The sequence below is a fragment of the Cellulomonas phragmiteti genome (assembly GCF_016862775.1).
GTDB classification, from domain to species: Bacteria; Actinomycetota; Actinomycetes; order Actinomycetales; family Cellulomonadaceae; genus Cellulomonas; species Cellulomonas phragmiteti.
Genome location: NZ_BONP01000009.1, coordinates 60,534 through 79,306, shown reverse-complemented (window position 1 = coordinate 79,306; position 18,773 = coordinate 60,534). Strand labels below are relative to the sequence as shown.

11 protein-coding genes are annotated in these 18,773 nt (G+C 77.4%); 4 read left to right on the top strand and 7 right to left on the bottom strand.

Going from position 1 to position 18,773, the window contains the following annotated elements:
- Positions 1-4 precede the first annotated feature (4 nt).
- Both Cph01nite_RS09385 and Cph01nite_RS09380 read left to right on the top strand, forming a co-directional pair.
- Positions 5-1,039, top strand: a complete 1,035-nt coding sequence (locus Cph01nite_RS09385) for an NAD(P)/FAD-dependent oxidoreductase (RefSeq protein WP_203673536.1) — start codon at positions 5-7, stop codon at positions 1,037-1,039.
- 80 nt (positions 1,040-1,119) lie between these two features.
- Positions 1,120-1,770 (top strand): AMIN-like domain-containing (lipo)protein, encoded by a 651-nt coding sequence (locus Cph01nite_RS09380; RefSeq protein ID WP_203673535.1) that lies wholly within the window; start codon positions 1,120-1,122, stop codon positions 1,768-1,770.
- Between the two features lie 21 nt (positions 1,771-1,791).
- On the opposite strand, the gene Cph01nite_RS09375 is transcribed toward Cph01nite_RS09380, so the two are convergent.
- Together Cph01nite_RS09375 and Cph01nite_RS09370 are read right to left on the bottom strand one after the other, a co-directional pair.
- The gene (locus Cph01nite_RS09375) at positions 1,792-2,373 is read right to left on the bottom strand and encodes a pyridoxamine 5'-phosphate oxidase family protein (protein ID WP_203673534.1); all 582 of its coding nucleotides are present in this window, start codon (positions 2,371-2,373) and stop codon (positions 1,792-1,794) included.
- A gap of 7 nt (positions 2,374-2,380) precedes the next feature.
- Complete coding sequence (locus Cph01nite_RS09370; RefSeq protein WP_203673533.1) at positions 2,381-4,111, bottom strand: glycoside hydrolase family 13 protein; 1,731 nt, start codon at positions 4,109-4,111, stop codon at positions 2,381-2,383.
- A 201-nt stretch (positions 4,112-4,312) separates the two neighbouring features.
- Here Cph01nite_RS09370 and Cph01nite_RS09365 point away from each other — a divergent pair, with 201 nt between their 5' ends.
- A complete protein-coding gene (locus Cph01nite_RS09365) occupies positions 4,313-5,254 on the top strand; it encodes a hypothetical protein (protein ID WP_203673532.1) in 942 nt (313 codons plus the stop codon).
- Positions 5,255-5,306: 52 nt separating this feature from the next.
- On the top strand, positions 5,307-6,998 hold the full coding sequence (locus Cph01nite_RS09360; RefSeq protein ID WP_203673531.1) for a serine/threonine-protein kinase: 1,692 nt from the start codon (positions 5,307-5,309) through the stop codon (positions 6,996-6,998).
- Between the two features lie 6 nt (positions 6,999-7,004).
- Here the strand turns inward: Cph01nite_RS09360 and Cph01nite_RS09355 are convergent, their stop codons facing one another.
- From Cph01nite_RS09355 to Cph01nite_RS09335, 5 genes are read right to left on the bottom strand one after another with little or no spacing between them, the layout of a single operon-like run.
- Entirely contained in the window at positions 7,005-9,221 is a 2,217-nt protein-coding gene (locus Cph01nite_RS09355) for a transglutaminase-like domain-containing protein (protein ID WP_203673529.1), read from the bottom strand.
- A complete protein-coding gene (locus tag Cph01nite_RS09350) occupies positions 9,218-10,405 on the bottom strand; it encodes a DUF58 domain-containing protein (RefSeq protein WP_203673528.1) in 1,188 nt (395 codons plus the stop codon). Before Cph01nite_RS09350 ends, Cph01nite_RS09355 begins: the two co-directional genes overlap by 4 nt.
- Positions 10,406-10,414: 9 nt before the next feature.
- On the bottom strand, positions 10,415-11,386 hold the full coding sequence (locus Cph01nite_RS09345; RefSeq protein WP_203673527.1) for an AAA family ATPase: 972 nt from the start codon (positions 11,384-11,386) through the stop codon (positions 10,415-10,417).
- Complete coding sequence (locus tag Cph01nite_RS09340) at positions 11,383-14,334, bottom strand: hypothetical protein (protein ID WP_203673526.1); 2,952 nt, start codon at positions 14,332-14,334, stop codon at positions 11,383-11,385. The genes Cph01nite_RS09345 and Cph01nite_RS09340 overlap by 4 nt, the downstream gene beginning before the upstream one ends.
- Positions 14,331-18,701: a type VII secretion EssC family protein gene (locus Cph01nite_RS09335; RefSeq protein WP_203673525.1), complete on the bottom strand. Its 4,371-nt coding sequence runs from the start codon at positions 18,699-18,701 to the stop codon at positions 14,331-14,333. The genes Cph01nite_RS09340 and Cph01nite_RS09335 overlap by 4 nt, the downstream gene beginning before the upstream one ends.
- Positions 18,702-18,773: the final 72 nt, after the last annotated feature.

The window sequence follows — 18,773 nt, the reverse complement described above, 5'->3', positions numbered from 1 at the left end:
CGCCGTGCCGGACACCGACGTGCTGGTCGTCGGGGGCGGGCCCGTGGGGCTCGCCGCCGCGATCGAGGCGCGGCGGCGCGGTCACGAGGTCGTGGTCCTCGAGCCGCGGGCCGGGACGATCGACAAGGCGTGCGGCGAGGGCCTCATGCCCGGGGCGCTGCGGCTGCTGCGCGGGTGGGACGTCGACCCCGTCGGGCAGCCGATCACCGGCATCAGCTACCGCTCCCCCGGCGGGTACGTCGACCACCGCTTCCGCGGCGCACCCGGGCGCGGCGTGCGCCGGACCGTCCTGCACGACGCGCTGCGGGAGCGGGCCGCCGCCCTGGGCGCGGTCACGGTCGCGGGGCGCGCCGACGACGTGCGCAGGACGCCGACCGGCGTCGAGGTCGCCGGCATCACCGCGCGTCACCTGCTCGCGTGCGACGGGCTGCACTCGACGGTCCGACGCGTCCTGGGGCTCGACCGACCCTCTCCCGTGCGTGCGCGCCGCGGGCCCGACCGGCGCCGCTACGGCCTGCGCCGGCACCACGCGCTGGCCCCGTGGACCGACCTCGTCGAGGTCCACTGGTCACCCGTCGCGGAGGTCTACGTGACACCCGTCGCGCCCGACCTCGTCGGCATCGCGCTGCTCGGACCCCGGGGGGTCACGCTGGACGACGCGCTCGCGGCGCTCCCCGAGCTCGCCGCCCGGCTCGAGGGCACGACCGCAGGTCCCGTCCGGGGGGCGGGCCCGCTGCGCCAGGTCAGCACGCGGCGTGCGCTCGGGCCGGTCCGGCTCGTCGGCGACGCCTCGGGGTACGTCGACGCCCTCACCGGCGAGGGCCTGCGCGTCGGCCTCGCCCAGGCCGTGGCCGCCGTCGCCACGCTCGACGACCCGGCGGCCTACGAGCGCGCGTGGTGGGCCGCGACCCGCGACTACCGCCTCCTCACGTCGGCCCTCGTGGCGTGGGCGGGCTCCCCGCTGCGGCCGGCGCTGGTCCCCGTGGCTCGTCGGTCCCCCGCCCTGTTCGCGGCCGCGGTCGAGCGACTCGCCGGGTGAGCCCGGGCCGCAGGGCCGGCAGGGGGTGCGCGCCGTACGGTGGGGAGGACGCACCGCGACGACGACGAGGACGGTGGACCGTGGGCACGACGGCACGCAGGGCGCGCACGACGACCACGGGAGTGGTGCTCGCGCTCCTCCTCGCCGCGTGCGGCGGCGCCGGCGGTGCCCCGCAGGAGTCGGCGACGACGCCCACCCCCGCGCCGACCGCGACCGCGTCGCCCACCCCGACGGCCGCGGACTCGCCGTCACCCACGGCGCCGGCGGCGGCCGAGCCCACCGACGACCTCGGTGCCTTCAGCGCACCGGGCACCGAGCCGACCTCCGAGGGCGACGGCCTGTTCTACGTCGTGACCGACGTGCGCACCGGTGAGCACGACGGGTACGACCGCGTCGTCTACGAGCTCACGGGCGGCGAGGGCACGCCCGGCTACCGCGTGGGCTACGTCGACCAGGCGGTCGAGGACCCGAGCGGTGCGGTGCGCCCGGTCGACGGCGACGCGATCCTGCAGGTCGTCCTCATCGGCACGACCTACCCGATGGAGGGCGGCCCGCAGGAGTTCTCCCAGGACCTGCGCCCCGACGGCGGCGACGTCGAGCACGTCGTGCGTCCGCTGACGTTCGAGGGCATGAGCCAGTCCTTCATCGGCGTCGACGACGGGCCGCGCGGCTTCCGGGTCCTCGTGCTGGCCGACCCGGTGCGCGTCGTCGTCGACGTCGAGCGCGACTGACCTCCCGCCGACGTCGCCGCGTCACCCCTGCGGGGGCGCGGGGTCCATGTCGAAGCCGGGGAGCCCGTCGATGCTCGTGCGGTTCTTCATCCGTCGGTACGCGGCGCGGCCGTCGGGGCCCTTGCGGGCCATGAACGCCGGCAGCAGGTCCCGCTCACCCCGGTGCTCCATGAGCGGGACGCCGTACCCGCACGAGCTCGAGACGCGCTGGACGTCGACCACCACGACGGCGCGGGCGCCGCGCGCCTCGTCCACGCCGCCGTCGAAGCGCGTGAGCAGGTCCTCGAACCCGTCGTCGTACAGCGTGACGAACCGCCCGCGGCCGTGCAGGCGCACGATGTCGGGCGGTCCGTCGAACGCGCAGAACATCAGGGTGATGCGGCCGTTCTGGCGCAGGTGGGCGATGGTCTCCGAGCCCGAGGCCGTGAGGTCCACGTACGCGACCGTGTGCTCGTCGAGGACCGCGAACGTGCCGCCGACACCCTTGGGCGAGACGTTCACGTGCCCGTCGGGACCGGTCGGCGCTGTCGCGACGAAGAACACGTGCTGCGCCAGCAACCAGGTGCGCATGCGCTCGTCGATGTGCTCGTGGACCTTGCCCATGCGGGCACTATGCCGTGCGTCGCAGCACCACGGCCTCCCAGCCCGCGAGCCGGACACGACCGGCCGCCGGCACCGCCGGCTCCGGCAGGTTGCCCAGCACGACGTCCGCGCCGTCCCACGACGGGTCGACGTCGACCTCCTGGCGCTCCGCCGTGAAGTTGCCCAGGACGAGGAGCGCGTCGCCCGCGAGCTCGCGCGTGAACGCGTACACGTGCGGGTGGTCCGCCAGCAGCATCGTGAAGTCACCGAGCCGCACGGTCGCGTCCTCGTGCCGCAGCTCGATCAGCCGGCGGTAGTGGTGGAAGACCGAGGCGGGGTCGGCGCGCTCCGCCTCGGCGTTGACGTCCCGGTGGTTCGGGTTCACCGGCAGCCACGGCTCGCCCGCGGTGAACCCGGCGTGCGGTGAGGCGTCCCACTGCACCGGGGTGCGCGCGTTGTCGCGGCTCATGGCCGCCAGCCCGGCCAGGATGCGGTCGTCGTCGACGTGGCCCAGGGCGCGCGCCTCCTCGGCGTACCGCAGAGCCTCGATGTCGCGGTAGTCGTCGAACGAGGTGAAGTGCGCGTTCGTCATCCCGAGCTCCTCGCCCTGGTAGACGTACGGCGTGCCGCGGTGCAGGTGCAGGACGGTCGCGAGCATCGTGGCGGACTCGCGGCGGTGCTCGCCGTCGTCGCCGAACCGCGACACGATGCGCGGCTGGTCGTGGTTGTCCCAGTAGAGGGAGTTCCAGCCCGTGCCGGCGAGGCCGGCCTGCCAGCGACCGAGCACGGCCTTGAGGTCCCGCAGGTCGAGCGGCACCGGGTCGTACTTGCCGCCCGGCCCGTGGTCGAGGCCGACGTGCTCGAAGGTGAACACCATGTCGAGCTCCCGGCGCCCCGGGTCGGTGAACAGCACCGCGTCGTCCACCGTCGCCCCCGGGGTCTCCCCCACCAGCAGCAGGCCGTCACGGCGCCCGTCGAAGACCTCGTGGTGCATCTCCTGGAGGAACTCGTGCAGCCGCGGGCCGTTGACGTACTGCCCCGACCCGTCGCCCAGCGCGCCGCTGGTCACCGGACCGTCGACGAGGTGCCCGTCGTCGTCGACGACCTTGGAGATCAGGTTGATGACGTCCATGCGGAACCCGTCGACCCCCCGGTCGAGCCACCAGCGCATCATCGCGTAGACGGCCTGCCGGACCTGCGGGTTCTCCCAGTTGAGGTCCGGCTGCTTGCGGCTGAACAGGTGCAGGTAGTACTCGCCGGTGGCCTCGTCGAGCTGCCAGGCGGGGCCGGAGAAGAACGACGCCCAGTTGGTCGGCTCGGCGCCCGGCGCACCGGCCGTCATGCCCGCGCGCGCCGGCCGCCACCAGTACCAGTCGCGCTTCGGGGAGTCCACGGACGACCGTGACTCCACGAACCACGGGTGCTCGTCGCTCGTGTGGTTGACGACGAGGTCCATGACCACCTTGATGCCGCGCTCGTGCAGCGCGGCCACGACCTCGTCGAGGTCCTCCAGGGTGCCGAACAGCGGGTCGACGTCCTGGTAGTCGGAGATGTCGTACCCGTTGTCGTCCTGCGGGCTGCGGTACACCGGGGAGAACCACACGACGTCCACGCCGAGCTCGGCGAGGTGGTCCACGCGCTGCAGGACCCCGCGCAGGTCGCCGACGCCGTCGCCGTCGGAGTCCTGGAAGGACCGCGGGTAGATCTGGTAGACCACGGCGCCGGTCCACCAGGGGGCGTCGTCGACGGTGAACGTCATGGGGAGCAGGTCCTTTCCTCGGGGACCGTCCGACGCTCGCACGCGCGCCGGGACGTCGCACGTCGGGCGCCCCGCGCGTCGCACCCCCGACGCGCCGGAACCTTCCACCCCGCCCGCCCTCGACGCGCCCGACGCTCCTCGGTCACGCTCGGGGTGTCACCCGACACCCACCACGACGAGCACCACGCACGAGGGGCCACCATGACCGACGCGTTGCACGGCGCCGACACCACCGCCCTGCGCCGGCAGGCCGCCGCGCTGCACGAGGCCGCGGGCGAGCTCACCGCGTGCGCCCGGCGCACCGGTGAGGCGCTCGAGACCCTGCGGTGGCACGGCCAGGACGCCGTGCGGGCCCGCGACGAGTGGGCGACCCTGCACGCACGGGTGCTGCTGGTCTGCGCCCAGCGCATGCAGGAGGCCGCGCTGCGGCTGCTCGACGAGGCGGACGGTCAGGAGGCCGCGAGCGCCGCGGGGACGGGTGCGGGCGCCGCCCCGGGCCCGGTGAGCGGCACCGCGTCGTCGACGGACGGGCTGCGCGCGGCGATCGACCGTGCGCACGACGTCGTCGGCCAGGCGCTGGGACACCTGGGCCACGTCACCACCGTCACGGACGTCGGCGCGGTGGCGGCCGCGGCCGCGAGGTGGGGCAACATCACCACCGCGACGCCGTACCGCGTGCTGGACCAGGCGTTCGGCATCATGCAGGACGCCCAGATCGGGCCTGCCGTGGGAGGCGTGCTGCAGGGAGCGGCGGCGGTCGGCGTCGTGTCGGACGCGTACGGCGCCTACCGCGCCTACGGTGAGGGCGACCTGCACGGCATGGTCGACAACGGCGTCTCCGCGGTGCTCGGGGCCGGGGGGTTCGTGCCCGGCCTGGGGCTGGGCAGCGCCGCCCTGGGCGTCTCGTGGAGCGCGGGCACCTGGGCGGGCACCGAGATCAACGAGGCCATGCAGGGCACCGACTTCCACGCACGGTTCACCGAGCGCATGCAGCCGGCGTTCGAGCTCGGCGGAGCCGCCGGCGTGCTCAACACCCCGGGTGCCCTGCTGGTCACCGCCGGCGAGGAGGTCGGGATCCAGGCGCAGTCGCTGTGGCGCGCGCTCACCGGACCGGGCGACGGCACGCTGGACCCGCGCCGCTAGTCTCGGGCCGGGGACGCCGGACGCGTCCGACGAGGGGTGGGACCGAGGAGCGATGGACGACGACGAGCTGTGGGCGCCCGCACCGGCGCGGACGACCCGGCCCGAGGTCGACCTCGGCCTGCCCGGCTACACGGACGTGCGCGAGGTCGCGCGCGGCGGGGACTCGGTGGTGTACCGGGCCCGGCAGGCGGCGCTGCACCGCGACGTCGCGATCAAGGTGCTCCTCGAGACCGACCCGGCGACGACCGCCCGGTTCGCGCGCGAGCTGGAGATCACGGTGCGCCTCGGGCGCCAGCACCCGCACGTCGTGTCGGTCCTCGACACGGCCACCACGGCCCAGGGACACCCGTGCCTCGTCATGGACTTCCACGACCTCGGGTCGCTGCACGACCGGCTGCGCAGCCACGGTCCGCTGCCGGTCGCCGAGGTCGTCGCGGCGGGCACGGCCGTCGCCGACGCGCTGCGGTTCGCGCACGCGCACGGCGTCCTGCACCGCGACGTCAAGCCCCAGAACGTCCTGCTGCTGCCCACGTCGTACGTGCTGACCGACTTCGGCATCGCGCGCATGGCCGACGCCGGGCACACGGCCTCCCTCGAGCGGTTCAGCTACCGGCACGCGTCCCCGCAGGTGCTCGACGGGCTGGAGCCCGACGTGACCGACGACGTCTGGTCCCTGGGGTCGACGCTGTTCACCCTGCTCGACGGACGCGCCCCCTTCGCCGCCCCGGACCCGGCCGACGACACGGCGCTGGGGTACCTGCGCCGGGTCCGCACCGGTGAGCGGCGCCACGTGCGTCGCACGGACGTGCCCGAGGCCCTGCTCACGCTCGTCGACCGCTGCCTGGCCCCGGCGCGCGCGGACCGGTACGCGACCGCCGAGGACGTGCACGCCGGCCTGCTCGCGCTGCCCACCGAGACCCGCTCGTGGTCCCCCGAGGCCCCCGCGCCCGACCCCGCCCCGGACACGCCGGTGCGGGGCACGCCGGTGGTCGCGGCGGGCGTCGCGTCGGCCGCGTCCGAGGCCGCACCCGCGGCACCGTCCGCAGCTCCATCCGCGGCGCTGCCGCGCGTCGAGCTGCCGCCCGTGCAGCCCGAGGACGACCACGCCCTCGCCCCGTCGGCGCTCTCGCTCCTGCTGGACGCGCCGTCGCCGGCACCCGTCGACGACGAGGTCACCGGCCTGCACCCGGCCGCGCTCCCCGCGCCGGGCGAACCCGACGACGACCCGGCCGACCCTCCCGCACGCGGCCGACGCCCCGCGTGGGTGCCGGTGGCGGCGTTCATGGGCGGCGCCGTCCTCATCGGCAGCGCCGTGGGCGTCGCCGTCACGCTGTGGGGCCCGGCGGCGCGGGTCGCGGAGCCCACCGCGGCGCCGACGCCCGATCCCACGGTGGTCGTCGTGCCGGAGCACGAGGGCCCGCTGCCCGAGCCGACCGGCCCCGTGCAGGCCGAGGTGTCCGACCCGACGATCACCCCGACCGACGTCGTGACGGTCGACCGCGGCACCAGCCTGCAGGTGAGCTGGACCGACCCCAGCGGGGGCACCGCGACCTTCGTCGTGGTCGACCCCTACCCGGCCGACCCGGCACGGGCCGCGCTCCTGCAGGCCGGCGCGGGCGTCACGGAGCTCACGCTCGAGGGCGTGGACCCCGCAGCACCGCGCGTGTGCGTCCGGGTGCTCGCGATCGACGTCGACGACCCCGACCGGCGCGGCCTGTCCGAGGAGAGCTGCGTCCAGCGCTGAGCGCCGTCAGCGGCGACGCAGGGGTGCCGGATCCGCCCACCAGGTGAGCCGCCGCCGCCGCGGCGCGCCCGCGCGCAGGCCCCGCTCGACCTCGACGGCCGTGCGCCACGCGTCCGGGGCCGCCGGGCGTGGCGCTCCTCCGAAGGCGACGGCCTGCGCCGCGGTGGCCAGCGACCCGGCCGGCACGCCGCTCAGGGCGGCCATGCGCGACGCGAGGGTGTCCGCGGTGGCGGCCGGGGCCGCCGGTCCCTCGCGCAGCAGCAGCGCGTCGGACGCGTGCTGCCACGCCCCCAGGACGCCTGCCCTCCGCAGCCGACGCCGCCGCAGCGCGCGCGCCGCGGCCAGCGCGGCGAGCACCGCCACCAGCGCCAGGCCCAGCACGGCCCCGACGGCCAGCGCGACGGTGGCCCCGCTGACGGCCGACGCGGGCTCGGACGGCTCGTCGGTGGCCGGGTCGGCGGGCGGCACGTCCTCGTCGGGCTCGTCGAGGGGCACCTCGTCCTGCACCTCGGTCCCCGCGTCCTGCTCGCGGGTGCCCTCGTCGACACCCGCGGCCGTCACCGCGTCGGGTGCCGGGTCGAACCGCACCCACCCGCTGCCCGCGAGGTACACCTCGGCCCACGCGCGCACGTCCGCGCCGCGCACGTCCCGCGGGACGTCGTCGTCCTGCGCGGCACCGCCGGGCACCGCGAAGCCCAGGACGACCCGTGACGGCAGGCCGACCGCGCGGGCCAGCACGGCGAACGCGCCCGCGAACTGCTCACTGGTCCCCACCTGGCCGCCGGCGGCACGGTCGGCGAACAGGAACTCCCGCAACCGGGCGTACGACGTCCCGCTCACCGCGTCCACGGCGAGCTCGCGGTCGCCACGGACGGTGTCCGCGAGCACGGTCGCCTGGTCCAGTCGCGTGCGTGCGTCGACCACGACCCCCTGCGCGTAGCTGCGCAGGTCACCGGGAAACCCGTCGAGGCGCAGGTACCGCCCCACCTCGGGGCCGCCGGGCACGCCCGCCCGCGCCACGGCGTCCGCCTGCGGCCGGTCGACCGCGCCGCGCACCCGGTAGGTCAGGCCGGCGGGCAGGCGGCCGTCCGGCGTCGGGGGTGCCGCGAGCACCCCGGCGTCGACGTCCACGAGCGCACCCGGGGCCGACGTGGCGACCACGTCACCCACGGAGGGCAGCCAGGAGCCGGGCGAGCCCGCCGGGCCCGCGAGGTCGACCAGCTCGATCTCCACGTCGACCTCGCCACGCACCCGGCCGGGGCCGAGCGACGGCTCGACGACCGTGCCCAGCGCGCGCAGGTCGAGGTCCGCGTACCAGCCGGCCCCGTCGAAGTCCGGCAGCGCCACCCACGTGAGGTAGCCGGGGTGGGTGCCGCTCACGCGCAGCACGGTCGCGTCGCCGTCGGTCTGCCAGCGCGACAGCTCCGCGAGCGGGTGCACGGCGTCGGCCGGCAGCCGGGGCGGCGTCACGTGCTCGCGCGGCTCGAAGGCCGGACCCGACACCGCACCCGCGGCGGCCGCACCGCCCGCGGCCACGAGCGCCACCACGACGAGGCCCGCCACGCCGCCGGCCCGCCAGCGTGCGCGCGGGGCGCGCGCCGCCTGCCCGAGCTGCGGAGCCTGCCGGTGCCGCTCCACGGCGTCGCCGTCGAGGAGCGACCAGCCCGCGGCCGCGAGCGCGACCAGCGCGACGCCGACGGGGCCGCGGTCGGCGGCACCCGCCGTCAGCAGCAGGCCCGTCGCGTACAGCACGAGCGCGCCGACCAGCGGCGCGACCCGTGCCGGAGCACGCCGTCCCATCGCCAGCGCGACGGCGAGCGCGACGACGGCGACGAGCGCCACGACCGGCACCGCGAGCGCGGGTGCCGCGGGGCGCGGCGCGGTGAGCAGGCGCGCGGCCGCGTCCGCGAGCGGACCGAGGACCTGCGCGGCGCCGGTGGTGCGCCAGGCGGCCTGGTCGACGTCGGGGACGCCGCCGGCGTCGGCGCGGGCGAGCGACGTCGCGACGAGGAGCACGAGCGTGACCCCCGCCGCACCCGTGGCCCATGCGGGCACGGCCAGGCGCCGCGCGAGCACGACGACGACGAACGGCAGCACGACGGCGGCGGCGACCGGTGCGAGCACGACGGGCGACGTGAACGACGCCGCGAGCGGCAGGCACGCGACGAGCAGCAGGGCGACCGCCCACGCGGTCGGTGCTGCACCGGGCCCGCGGCGGCTCACGGCGCCACCGCCAGGTCCCAGCCCCGCAGCAGGTCCTCGGCCCGCGGGCCGCGCACCACCGTGGCGGTCGCCGCCGCGCCGAGCGCCCGGCGCGGCGCGGGGTCGACCACGAGCAGCGCGGCGGTGTCCGCCCCGCGGGCGGCCAGGAGCAGCGGGGGCACGGGCGCGCCCGCCCCCGTGACGACGGCGAGCACGTCGACCACCGGACCGCCGCCCGGCGGGACCGCGACCGCGTCCGTCAGGGGACGGTCGCCCGCGGCGACGAGGGTGAGCCGGTCGACGGCGTACGCGGCGGCTCGCAGCGGCTCCCCGCTGCCCGGGACACCGGCCGGGACGTCCACGTCGAGCGACCCCGACACGCTCACGCAGCGCACGGGGACACCGACCGCGGCGCACGCGTGCACGAGCGACGCCGCCACGTCGACGGCCTCCTCGAACCCGTCACCCGCCGCCCCGGCGACGTAGGCGTCCGCCCGGTCGTCGAGCAGGACGGTCAGGTGCGGCTCGGCGGGGTCGGCGTCCTCGCGCACCATGGGGGTGCCGTGCCGCGCGGTGCTCGCCCAGTGCACGCGCCGCAGGTCGTCGCCGGGCACGTACTCGCGCAGGCCCACGAGGTCCGTGCCACCGTGCTCCACGCGCTCCTGCGCCCCGACGTGGCCCCGGCGGCGGCCGGTCGGGGGGCCCGCGGCGGCCAGGACCCGCGGCGTGACCTGCAGCGTCGACGACCCGCCACGGCGCTCGCGCGAGCGCACGAGGTCCGCCAGCGCACGTCGCTCGAGGACGAACGGGCCGACGGGCAGCAGGCCGCGGCGGTCCGTGGGGACGGGCACCTCGACCACCCCGCTGCCCCGCGGCGCGAGGCGGGTGGGCGGCAGCGCGACGTCCCGGCCGGCGACGTGGTCCGTGCCCGCGACGAGCAGCGGCAGCCAGGGCGAGGCGTTGCGCAGGTCCACGTGCGCGGCCGCGGCGCCCAGCCGCGGCGTGCGCCCGGGCACCAGCCGGTGGGTCACGTCCAGCGGGACGGGCACCAGCAGGGACACGACGGCCACGACGACGAGCCCGACCGCGGCGACGCCGACGGCGACGAGGCCCGGGTAGCGCGCGAGCAGGCCGAGGCCGAGCGCGAGCACACCGAGCACCGCGAGCGCGGTCCCCCGGGGTGTGGGCCGCAGACGACGGGACACGTGCGGGCCTCAGACGGCCGCAGGGCGCGGGACGTCGACGGAGTCGACCGCCGCCGCGACGACGTCGGCGGCCGTGACGCCCTCCAGCAGCGCCTCCCGCGTGAGGATGAGCCGGTGCTCGAGCACGGCGTGCGCGAGCGCCTGCACGTCGCTGGGCACCACGTAGTGCCGGCCCTGGGCGGCGGCCTGCACCTGCCCCGCGCCCACGAGCGCCCGCAGCGCACGCGTGCTCGCACCCAGGCGCGTGCGCGCGTCGGTGCGCGTGGCCTCGCCCAGCGCCCGCACGTAGCGCAGCAGGGGGTCGGCGACGTGCACGGCCCGCAGCCCACGCGCCAGCCGGGCGACGTCCGCGGGGCTGGTCACGGTCGGCACGGCCGCGACGTCGCCCGCGGACGACTCCGGGTGCAGCACCGCGAGCTCGTGCTCCAGGTCCGGGTAGCCCAGGCGCACCCGCAGCAGGAAGCGGTCGAGCTGCGCCTCGGGGAGCCGGTACGTGCCGTCGAGGTCCACGGGGTTCTGGGTGGCGACGACGAGGAACGGGTCGGGCACGGCGTGCGTGGTCCCGTCGGCCGTGACGGTGCCCTCGGCCATGACCTCGAGCATCGCGGACTGCGTCTTGGCGGCGGCACGGTTGATCTCGTCCGCGAGCAGGACGTGGGCGAACACCGGGCCGGGCCGGAACCGCACAGATCCGGTGTCCGGGTCGAGCACGGACGTGCCCGTGACGTCGGCCGGCAGCAGGTCCGGCGTGAACTGGATGCGTCGCGAGGTGCCGCCCAGCGCGGCCGCCAGGGCGCGCGCGAGCGTGGTCTTGCCGGTGCCGGGCACGTCCTCGAGCAGCACGTGCCCGCCGGCGAACATCGCGGCGACCACGAGCTCCACCACGGGTCGCTTGCCGTGCACGGCGTGCTCGACCGCGTCGACCACCCGCCCGTGCAGCACGCGGAACTCGGCGACGGTGGTCGCGGCGTCGTCGGTCATGCTGCGGGCTCCTCGGGTGCGGTCGGGGACGGGACGGTCGGGGTGGCGGTGGCTGCGCCCTCGGTGGAGCGGCGCCGCGCGGCGTGCAGCGCGCCGGCCGCGAGCAGCAGCCCGACCCCGGTGGCGGCCAGGGGCGGCCGCTCCGGTCCGTGCGGCAGCCGCGGCACCCACGGGATCGGCACGACGACCACGTCGCGGTCGCCGGGCAGGCTGACGGGGTCGGTGCAGATCCGGGTCATCAGGTCGCAGTAGGCGAACTCGTTGCGGTTCGGCATGCGCTCGCTCACGGCCGCCGAGGTCACGCTGCGGCCGCCGACGTTCTCGGCGCGGACGCTGACGGTGACGGTGGTGCCGCCGTGGAACGAGCCGAGGTAGACCTCGGTCGCCGAGCACGCGATCGGCTGCGTCGTCGTCCTGTCGGCGGACACGACCAGCGTGCAGCCGCCGGCGTGCTCGGCCCACCAGGACGGCGGCGCCAGCTGGGCGACGGCGGGGATCTCCTGGTCGTTCAGCCCCGGGGAGCGGTACGTCACCCACGAGACGACGCTCTCGCCCTCGGCGGGCGGGCGGACGTACGCACCGACCTGGTACCCGTAGCTGGCGCCCGGCCCCTCGCCCACGCCGTTGCGTGCCGTCACGGTGACCGTGAGGGTGCCGCCCTGGGCGCACAGGGGCGTGCCGGCGCAGCTGAACTCGACGAGCTGGGACTGCGCACCCGTCGTGAACCGGCCGCTGACCCCGCCGCCGGAGTACGCGACGACGTACTCCGACACGGGCGACCCGTTGTCGGGGGCCGCGCCCCAGCGCATCGACAGGTAGTGCCGCTCGCCTGCGGTCGTGATGTCGAAGGCCTCGAGCGCGGTCACGGCGCCCGGGACGCCGGCGACCGTCACCGCCGCGGACGGCTGCGACGCGGCGGACGTCGCCCCGAGGACCGCCTGGACGACGAACCGGACGCCCGCGCCCGGGGGCACGTCGCGCAGCACGAGGGACGTCGCGGTCCCGTCGGTCGTCGTCGTCGACCCGCCCACGGGCCCGACGAGGTAGGAGTCCGCCCCGCTGCTCGGCGCCGTCCAGGAGACGGTGACCGTGCCGTCCGGGTGCGCGGCGGCCGTCACGCCGGTCGGCGCGGACGCGACCGGCAGCGGCCCGACGCAGCTGCCCGTGCGGACCGACGGGCTCGACGCCGGTGCCGACGCCACGCCGCCGTCGACGGCCTCGACCGTGAACGTCAGGCGGGTGTTGCAGTCGACGCCGCGGACGACCGCGGACGTCGTGCCACCGCCCACCTCCACGGGGGCCAGGCCGGCGACCGACGCCCGGACGACGTACGCGTCGGGGCGCGGGCTCGAGGCGCGCCAGGTCACCGTGACGTCGGTGAGCCCGTCGGTCTGCTGCTCGCCCAGCGCCGCCGCGACCCCGGTGGGTGCCACGGGCGCGGGGGCCGGTGACGCGCTGGGCGTGGGGGTGGTGGTGGGCCGCACGCCCGGGGTCGGCGCGGTCCCGGTCGGCGTCTCACCCGGGGTGCCCGGGGTGACCGGTGCCCCCGGCGTGCCCGGCCGCGGGGCGTCCGTGCGCTCGGGATCGGGCACGGTCGGGTCGACGGTCGGGTCGACGACGGGCGGGGCACCCACGGGCGGGACCGCGACCGGCGGGACGACGGGACCGACGGGCTCGGTCGGGTCGGGCGGGGACCCACCGGACCACGGCGCCTGCGGCGCGCCGGGCGGCGGGACGGGTGCGTCGGGGCGCTGCGGCGGCGGGGGCGCGGCGACCGGCGCCGAGCCGGCGTCGCGCGGGTCGTGGACGGCGGCACCGGCGCGACCGGTGTCGACCACCCGCGTGGTGCCGTCGGACTCGACGACGACCGCGCGGGAGCCGTCCTCGGTGTGCACGACGAGCCGGCCGTCGTCGACCAGCAGGCGCGGGTCGCGCCCGCCGGGGACGGTGACGTCGGGGCGGGCGCGGGTGCCGTCGGGGCGCAGGACGACGACGCGTCCCGCCCCGGTGCACGGCACGTACACCAGCCCGGCGAAGACCGCGGGCCGGCCGGGGCGCTCGCAGCCCAGCGCGCCGACGCCCACGTCGAGGATGCGGTCGCCGGCGAGCATGACGACCGCCGAGCGGCCGGGCACGCCGGCCGGTGCGAGGTCGGTCGGGGCGGTCGCGGCGGGCAGCACCTCCCCCGACAGGTCGGGCACCGCCACGGCCAGGTCGCGGCCGACGCCGACCTGCAGGACCGCACCACCGTCGGGTGCGAAGACCGTGACCCCGCGCTCGTGCGGCAGCAGGCGTGTGCCCGCCCCCGCGCCGCGGACCGGGCGGGGCTGACCGGCCTCGAACCGCTCCTCCTCGGGCAGCCACGTCACCGAGCGCAGCTCGCCGGAGGTGGTGACGACCCACACCGCGCCGCGGGCGTCCACGACGGCGTCGGCGAGGGGCGTCGCCATGCGGTGCGGCGTCCCGAGGTCCTGCAGCGTCAGCGGGTCGACCGCGCGCACGACGCCGGTGGACGGCGTCACGAGGTACACCAGGCCGCCGCCGACGAGCACGCGCGCGGGCTCGTCGGAGCGGCGCTGCCCCCCGGCCATGAGCGTGGCGAGGTCGATGCTCGTCATCGTGCCCGTGCGGCCGTCGGTGACGACCAGCCGGCCGTCGCGCTGGCTGATCGCCAGGTCGCTGCCCGGTCCCGCGACCTGCAGGCGGCGCTCGGCGCGTCCCGTGCCCGGGTTGATCTGCACGACCTGACCGGTCTCGTCGTCGGGCAACCAGGTCACCCCGTCGGACATGGTCACGACGGTGGAGGCCACGCCGGACCCCAGCGCGGCGCCCAGCACGAGCGCGGCACCGGTCACGGCGACGCCGGCCTCCGCGAACCCGCGCTGGCGGTCACCAGGACGGCCCAGCAGGCGGCCGAGGAGGCCGGAGGACGTGGTCGATCGGTTCATCGGACGGACTCCCGGTCGGCTGACGGCGATAGTACCTGGACGACCCGGACCGACCCGGCGCTGACCAGCAGGCCACGGCCGACGCCCGTGGCGGGCTCGTGCGTGTGCATCGGCACGGTGGCACCGACGAGCGACCCGTCGGCCATCTCGGGCCCCAGCAGCACGGCCCGGCGGGCGCGGCGGGCCGCGGCCACGGCGCCGGCGACGTGCTGCCGCGCGCGCGCCTCGTCGGGGTCGGCCGCCAGCACGACCGCGACCCGGCGGGCGGGTGCCTCCTCCACGACACGGGCCAGCAGCTCGACGAGGCGCCGGTCGTCGCCCCCGCGCTCCCACCCGCGCTCCCACTCGTGCACGTCGTCGACGAGCAGCACCCGCCAGGCGTCGTCGGCGGGCGTCGCCCCGGCCAGCAGCTCCTCGAGCAGGGCCGTGGCCGCGGCCGGGTCGCTGACCGCCCTGTCGACGCCGGCGGCGTCCCGGGCGCGCGGCCCCAGCAGGTGCACCGCCTGCGGGGGCTGCGCCGCGCGGCCGACGGCCTGCGCGAGCCCGAGCAGGAACGACGTGCGCCCCGACCCGCCGCGCCCGAGCACCAGCAGCGGCGCGGGCAGCAGCGGCAGCACGACGCCTGCGGCCAGGTCACCGTCGACACCGACGCACACGTCGTCACGCTCGGGGGCGGGGACCAGGTCGACGGGCACGCGGGTGGGCATGGCCGGCACGGTGACGGGCGGCTGGGAGGCGTAGCGGGCCGCCTCGCGCGCCGCGACGTCCCGCAGCAGCGCTCCCTGCCGCGGGGTGCCCGCCCCGCCCACGGTCGCGACCTGCACCTCGGTGCGACCGAGCAGCCCGCGCCCGGGCGGGGTGCGGTCGTCGAGCACGCTCTGCGGCACACCGAGGACCTGGTAGTCGTCGACCGACGTCATGCGCAGCACGAGCCGCTGCCCGAAGGCGCCCGCGAGCGCCGACGGCAGACCGGTGCGCCGCGGGGTCGTGGCGGTCACGTGCACGCCGCAGCGGCGGCCGTCCTGCAGCACGGCGACGAGCTGGTCGACGTGCCCGCGGCGCAGCGGGCCGCCGCCCTCGAGGTGCTCGACGAGCTGCGGCAGGTTGTCGATGAGCACGTGCACGCGCGGCAGCACGACGCCGGTCGCGGCGAGGGCCTCGACGTCGGCGGCGCCGTGCCGGGCCAGCAGCGCGTTGCGGTCGGTGAGGGTGCGGTGCAGCATCCGGACGAGCCGCGTGACGCGCTCGGGCTGCTGCTCGACCACGACGGACCCCACGGACGGCAGCGCCTCCAGCACCGACAGCCCGCCGCCCGCGGAGTCGATGCCGTAGACGAGCGCGGGTGCCAGGTCGTGCGCGAGCGTCGCCGCGACGGCGACCGTGCGCAGCAGCTCGGTCTTGCCGCTGCCCGAGGCCCCGTGCACCAGCAGGTGCCCGGCGCGCGCGTAGTCCACGAGCAGCGGGTGCTGGGTCTGCTCGCCCGGCACGTCCGCCAGACCCACCGGCAGGACACCGGGGGCGGGCACGCACGTGTGGACGTCGTCGGTAGCACCCGGGACGGCCGCCTCGTCGTGCGCGTCGGCACCCAGGAGCAGCACGCCGGGCTCACCGCCGGCCAGCAGGACCTCGTCCGGCAGGGCCGGCAGCCAGGGCCGCTTGGGGGCGGCGAGACCGGAACGGGCGAACGCCTCCCCGACCGTCAGGACGAGGCGCTCGAGGTCCGAGCGCTCGTCGACGCGACCCGTCGCGCCCGTGGGCACGGCGTCGCTGCGCGCGCTGAACGCGCGGACCTGGACCGCCGTCGCCTCGTCGAGAGCCGGCTCGTGCGCACCGACCCACGCGACCTGCACGAGCTCGCGCGTGCCGTGCCCGGTGCGCCGCAGCCACGCGCGACCGGGCGTACGGCGGGACAGGGTCGCGGCGTCCGGCGCCTCGATGACGTCGGTCGAGTCGTCCGTCGACGCCATCCGCAGCGCGATCCGCAGGTCGGTGTTCGCCTTGATCTGCGGGGTGACGACGCCCGCGGGACGCTGCGTCGCGAGCAGCAGGTGCATGCCCAGGGAGCGCCCGCGCTGGGCGACGTCCACGACGCCGTCGACGAACTCCGGGACCTCACCGAGCAGGGCCGCGAACTCGTCCACGCAGATGAGCATGCTGGGCGGCGCGACGTCGGGGCGCAGCCGCTCGAGCGCGACGAGGTCCTTCGCGCCGTGCTCGGCGAGCAGGTGCTCGCGCCACGTGAGCTCGGCCCGCAGGGACACCAGGGCGCGCTGCACGAGCGCGGGCGTCAGGTCCGTGATGTACCCGACCGTGTGCGGCAGGTCGGCGCACTCGCGGAACGCGGCCCCACCCTTGTAGTCGACGAGCAGGAACGTGATGCGCGTCGGCGGGTTGTTCGTGGCCAGGGAGCACAGCAGCGTCTGCAGCAGCTCGCTCTTGCCGGAGCCCGTGGTGCCCGCGACCAGACCGTGCGGGCCGTCCTCGCGCAGGTCGATCGTCACGACGCCGTCCGCCCCCGCACCGAGCTGCGCCCGCAGTCCCGACGACGAGGCCCACCGGTCGAGGACCGCCGTCGCGTCGTCCGGGTCGCGCAGGTCCGTGCCCAGGTCCGGCAGCCGGACCGACCCGGGCAGCGCGGAGTCGGGCGGGACGACCGCGGCCTCGTCCCGGAACGCGGTGAGCGTGCGCGCGGTGTGCCACGCCGCCGCCAGGTCGAGCTCGTCGACGACGTCCACGACGTCGTCCCCGCCGCGGTCGCGGCGGCGCACCAGGCCCGCGTCGAGGTCGAGCAGGACGTCGGTCGCCGACGGCACGCGCGCGGCGTCCCGCCCCACCCACAGCAGGTGCACGCCGCGGTCCTGCGCGGCGCCGGCGACGGCCTCGACGGAGCGGCGCGGCACGCCGGCGTCCTCGTCGACCAGGCACACGACGTGCCCGCGCGCGCCGTCGGCGGCGACGAGCGCCTCCAGCAGCGCACCGCCGTCGGCCGCCCCGACCGCCACGGGCGGCAGCCCACCGACCCGGGGCGCGGCGTGCGGCAGCCACCGCAACCACGTCTCCACGTGCGTCGACGCGGCACCCAGGACGGCCGCGAACGTCACGTCCGTCGGGGAGTGCGCCGCGGCGAGCCGCACGAGCAGCGCACGCACGGCGGCGTCGGCGCGGTCGCGGTCGGTGCACACGACCGCCGCCACCCGGTGCCCACCCAGGACGAGCGGCACCGGCTGCCCCGGCAGCGTGCCGCGCGCCGTCAGCTCGCGCACGGCGAGGTCCCGCTGCACGCGGTCCCCGCCGCGGGCGACCGTGCCGGTGACCAGCGCGGGCCGCGGGCCCAGCCCGGACCGCACCTGCAGGAAGTCCTCGTCCTCGCGCTGCCGCGCCCACGTCCCGGGGTCGCGCGACGCGACGCGCTCGCGGACCGTCACCAGGTCGGGCTCGTCCTGCGCGGCGCGCTCGCGCTGCACGCGGGCCGCCTCGTCGAGCTGCGCGACGACGTCGTCGACGTCGCGCCGCCACGCCCGCAGCTGGGCGTCGTGCTCCACCGCCTGCTGCCGGCGCGCCACGACGTGCTGCACGACCATCATCAGGGGGAAGCCGATCATGAAGACCAGGGAGAACGGGCTGCGGTTCATCGCGAACATCGCGCCACCCAGCAGCACGGGCATGAGCATCATCGGCCACGGCATCGGCGTGCGGCGCGGCGCGGACGGCGGCGCGGGCACCTCGAGCTCGGCCGGCACGAGCAGCGCACCGAAGCGCGGCGGGCGCAGCACGCCCGTGTCGCCCGGCAGGGGCGCGGCGTCCCCGGGGTGGACCTCGAGCGTCGTGCGCCCCACCTCGACCCGCTCGCCCCAGCCGACGGGCTGGGCGCGCAGCACCGGGCGGCCGGCGACGCGGGTGCCGTGGGCGGAGCCCTCGTCGCTGACGACGACGCCCCCGGTGAGCAGCACACGCGCGTGGACGCGGGACACCGACGGGTCGGTGAGGCGGACCGTGGCGGCGGACCCGCGCCCGATCGTGAACGCGTCGGACTCCACGTCGACCTCCGTCCCGGCGTCGGGGCCGGCGACGACCCGGACGCGCGCCCGGACGGGTCGCCGGGCACCGGGTCGGTCCAGCCACGCGTCCGGCACCGAGGCGACGGGCAGCACCGCGCCCGTGCGCAGCGGGGCCTGCGCGAGCGGCAGCGTCGCCGGCCACGGCACGCCGTCGGTCGTCGGCGCGAGCAACGCACCGGCGCCCGCACCGAGGTGCGTCGCCAGCGCTCGGGCCAGGTCCGCGACCCGCGCACCGTCGAGCGCGACGACCTCGACGTCCACGGCCCGCAGGCCGCTGTCGCGGGTCGGCTGGATGCTCAGGCGCCACATGGTGGGTGCTCCCGGTGCTCGTGCGGTGTCGGGTGGGCTGGTACGCCGCCCCGCCGGGGCGCGGTCGTCGTC

Bases quoted from the DNA above. Each gene is read 5' to 3' on its own strand.
- Cph01nite_RS09375 (WP_203673534.1), bottom strand. From the start codon at position 2,373: ATGGGCAAGGTCCACGAGCACATCGACGAGCGCATGCGCACCTGGTTG.
- Cph01nite_RS09370 (WP_203673533.1), bottom strand. From the start codon at position 4,111: ATGACGTTCACCGTCGACGACGCCCCCTGGTGGACCGGCGCCGTGGTC.
- Cph01nite_RS09365 (WP_203673532.1), top strand. From the start codon at position 4,313: ATGACCGACGCGTTGCACGGCGCCGACACCACCGCCCTGCGCCGGCAG.
- Cph01nite_RS09360 (WP_203673531.1), top strand. From the start codon at position 5,307: ATGGACGACGACGAGCTGTGGGCGCCCGCACCGGCGCGGACGACCCGG.
- Cph01nite_RS09345 (WP_203673527.1), bottom strand. From the start codon at position 11,386: ATGACCGACGACGCCGCGACCACCGTCGCCGAGTTCCGCGTGCTGCAC.
- Cph01nite_RS09340 (WP_203673526.1), bottom strand. From the start codon at position 14,334: ATGAACCGATCGACCACGTCCTCCGGCCTCCTCGGCCGCCTGCTGGGC.
- Cph01nite_RS09335 (WP_203673525.1), bottom strand. From the start codon at position 18,701: ATGTGGCGCCTGAGCATCCAGCCGACCCGCGACAGCGGCCTGCGGGCC.